The organism is Streptomyces sp. UNOC14_S4, assembly GCF_020740835.1.
Classification (GTDB): domain Bacteria; phylum Actinomycetota; class Actinomycetes; order Streptomycetales; family Streptomycetaceae; genus Streptomyces.
Genome location: NZ_JAINFC010000708.1, coordinates 1 through 2,977 on the forward strand (window position 1 = coordinate 1; position 2,977 = coordinate 2,977).

A 2,977-nucleotide genomic window follows, 5' to 3' on the forward strand; every position below is an offset into this window, starting at 1 on the left:
CCTCCGCCCCCGCCGCCCCCTCTGCGCCTCCCGCTCCCGCTGCGCCCGCGCGCCGGATGCCGCAGCGCTACTCGGTGCGCGGCCAGATACTCGACGCTCTGCGCACGGCCCTGCTGAGCGGCGAGCTGATACCCGGGGAGGTCTACTCCGGGCCCGCGCTCGGCGACCGCTTCGGGGTCTCCGCGACCCCCGTGCGCGAGGCGATGCAGCAGCTCGCGCTGGAGGGGGCCGTCGAGGTCGTCCCCAACCGCGGCTTCCGCGTCACCCGCCGCACCCCGCGCGACCTGGCCGAGCTCGCCGAGGTCCGCGCCCTCCTGGAGGTCCCGGCCGTGCTGCGGCTGGCCCGCACGGCACCGGCGGCGCGCTGGTGCGAGCTACGGCCGCTCGCCGAGGCGGCGACCGCCGTGGCCGCGACCGGTGACCGCGCCCGCTACGCCGAGGCCGACCGGGCCTTCCACCGCGCGCTGCTCGGCCTCGCGGGCAACCGCCAGCTCGTCTCGGTCGCGGACGAACTGCACCGCCGCGCGCAGTGGCCGGCTACCGAGGGGTCGGCGACCGAGGGCCGGGCGACCCGGGCCGCCGACCTCATGGCCGACGCGGCCCAACACCTGACGCTGCTCGACGCGTTGACGTCGGGCGATCTCGAACGGGTCGAGTGCGTGGTACGGGGGCACTTCACGGGCGCGGGCTGAGAGGCGCGCGCCCTGGGGCCTTCCGCGTCCGTGTCGGTGTCCGTGCCGGCGTCGGCGTCAGTGGTAGTGCCAGCGTCAGTGGCAGTGTTCAGTGTCAGTCCGGTGTCTTCCGTGACGACAGGCGGTCGGCCAGCCAGGCGGGGACGCCGCCCAGGAGCCGCACCAGCCGGTGGGCCTCCGCGCGCATCCGGGCCGCCTCGTCCGCGTCCGGGAGGACCGCCGCCAGGGAGGCGAGCGCCGGGGCGATGCCGACGAGGTAGCCCAGCTCTTCCCGTATGCGAAGCGACTCGGTGAACCCGTAGCGGGCCTCGGTGAGTCTGCCCTCGTGCTCGGCCATGGCCGCGACGTGCCGCCAGGTGAAGGAGAGCAGCAGCCGTTGCCCGTGCGCGGTCGCCCCGGCGTGGGCGCGCTGGAAGGCGGCGGTGGCGTCGGACGGGTTGTCGGAGAGGTGCTGGGCGATCAGCCCGCGCCGGAAGTGCAGCAGCGGCCGGGTCGGCGAGCCGGGGGCGAGCAGCGCGGCCGCCCGCCCGAGCGCCGACCGCGCCTCGTCCGCCCGGTCCCGTACGCCCAAAAGGGTGGCCGCGTAGGCGAGATGACCGCGCTCGCAGGCTGCCGCCCCGCGTTCCTCGTCGTCCGCCGCCAGGGCCTCCGCGGCGCGCAGCGCGTCCTCCGCCGGGCCCCAGCCCTGGCCCGTGAACACGCACTGCTCGACGAGGACGGCCGTCCGCCGCAGCGCGGCCTCCGGTTCGCGGGCGGCCCGGGGCGTGAGCAGCGCCGCCGCGTCGTCCCAGCAGGCGCGCGACCGCAGGCGCCATACGGCTCGTTCGAGGGGGTCGTCCCCCTGTGGGGTCTGTGGGTCCTGTGGGTCCTGCGGATCTTGTGGGTCCTGGGGGTCCGCCCCCCGCGGCCCCTGTGGCTCCTCCGACATCCCAGAATCCCGCATGGCGGTATCCGCCACAGTGCCCTCCCCAAAGCGCGCCGTCGAGCCGGAAGCCGTGTTCCGAATCTCAGCACGAAGACCCGGACGCGGCCAAGGGTCAGGTGTGAAGCAATTCACAAAGGCGCGCCGACTCCTCGTGGTGACGGCACATTACCGAAGAGTGAGTGGCCCTATGAGCATGAGGGTGCTCATGTGGTGTACGTGAGGGGCGCGTTGTGTGCGTGGAGCGCCCCGGAAAAATGACTCGATCCGGTGGCGCACGCCTGGCAGGATGTGCCCGCACCGCACGCCGCCGCACGCCGCGTGGCGGAGCGGGAAACTCTGTGGGAAGCCCCATGGGGCTTCCCACAGAAAACCTCGTGGGGAACCACGGAGAACGGAGAAACGACGGACATGCGCCGAAGCCTCGGAAACCCCCAGCGCCCTGACCGGACCACCGTTCCCGAGGACTTCTTCGCGTATGCACACCTTCCGTACTCAGCCTGCCCGGAGCTCCGCGAGTGACGCCACTGACGTCGGTGACACCGCGCCGCACGTCGGCAGCACCCGCCGCACGCTGAACATCGGCATCCTGGCGCACGTCGACGCGGGCAAGACCAGCCTGACCGAGCGCCTCCTCTTCGACGCCGGGGCCATCGACCGGCTCGGCAGCGTCGACGAGGGCAGCACCCTGACCGACAGCGGCGAGCTGGAGCGCCGCCGCGGCATCACCATCCGCGCCGCCGTCGCGCCCTTCCGTGTCGGTGACCGGAGGATCAACCTCATCGACACGCCCGGCCACAGCGACTTCATCGCCGAGGTCGAGCGTGCCCTCGGCGTGCTCGACGGGGCCGTGCTCGTCCTGTCCGCCGTCGAGGGCGTACAGGCGCAGACGCGCGTCCTGATGAAGACCTTGCGGCGGCTGCGCCTGCCCACGCTCCTCTTCGTCAACAAGACCGACCGTGCCGGGGCCCGCGAGGCGGGGATGCTCGCCGACATCCGTCGCAGGCTCGCCTCTGGCATCGTCCCGATGGCCACGGTCCAGGGCATCGGCACGTCCGGGGCCCGTACCGTCCCGTACGCGTTCGCCGACCCGGAGTTCCGTGACGCCGCCTGCGAGGGGCTCGCCGAGGCGGACGGCGAACTGCTCGCCCGGTTCGTCGACGGGGACGCCCCCGGTGAAGGGGAGTTGCGGGACCTGATCGCCGACCGCACCGGGCGCGGCCTCCTGCACCCCGTCTACTTCGGCTCGGCCCTGTCCGGCGACGGCGTCGCGGAGCTTGTGGATGGCATTGTGACGTACTTGCCCGAACGGCCTGTGGTGGGTGGCGGTCCGGCGGGCACGGTCTTCGCCGTGGAGCGGGGG

The 2,977-nt window shown here is 73.6% G+C and carries 3 protein-coding genes; 2 read left to right on the plus strand and 1 reads right to left on the minus strand.

What is annotated here, in order from left to right; all coding sequences use genetic code 11:
• Nucleotides 1–692: GntR family transcriptional regulator (locus tag K6I34_RS34675; RefSeq protein WP_229332016.1), on the plus strand; the 692-nt coding region annotated here is incomplete at its 5' end.
• Between the two features lie 94 nt (nucleotides 693–786).
• Here K6I34_RS34675 and K6I34_RS34680 read toward each other — a convergent pair.
• The gene (locus tag K6I34_RS34680) at nucleotides 787–1,620 is read right to left on the minus strand and encodes a hypothetical protein (protein ID WP_229332017.1); all 834 of its coding nucleotides are present in this window, start codon (nucleotides 1,618–1,620) and stop codon (nucleotides 787–789) included.
• 472 nt (nucleotides 1,621–2,092) lie between these two features.
• Between K6I34_RS34680 and K6I34_RS34685 the strand changes: the two genes are divergently transcribed.
• On the plus strand, nucleotides 2,093–2,977 hold an 885-nt coding region (locus K6I34_RS34685), incomplete at its 3' end, for a GTP-binding protein (RefSeq protein WP_229332018.1).

Bases quoted from the DNA above. Each gene is read 5' to 3' on its own strand.
- K6I34_RS34680 (WP_229332017.1), bottom strand. From the start codon at position 1,620: ATGTCGGAGGAGCCACAGGGGCCGCGGGGGGCGGACCCCCAGGACCCA.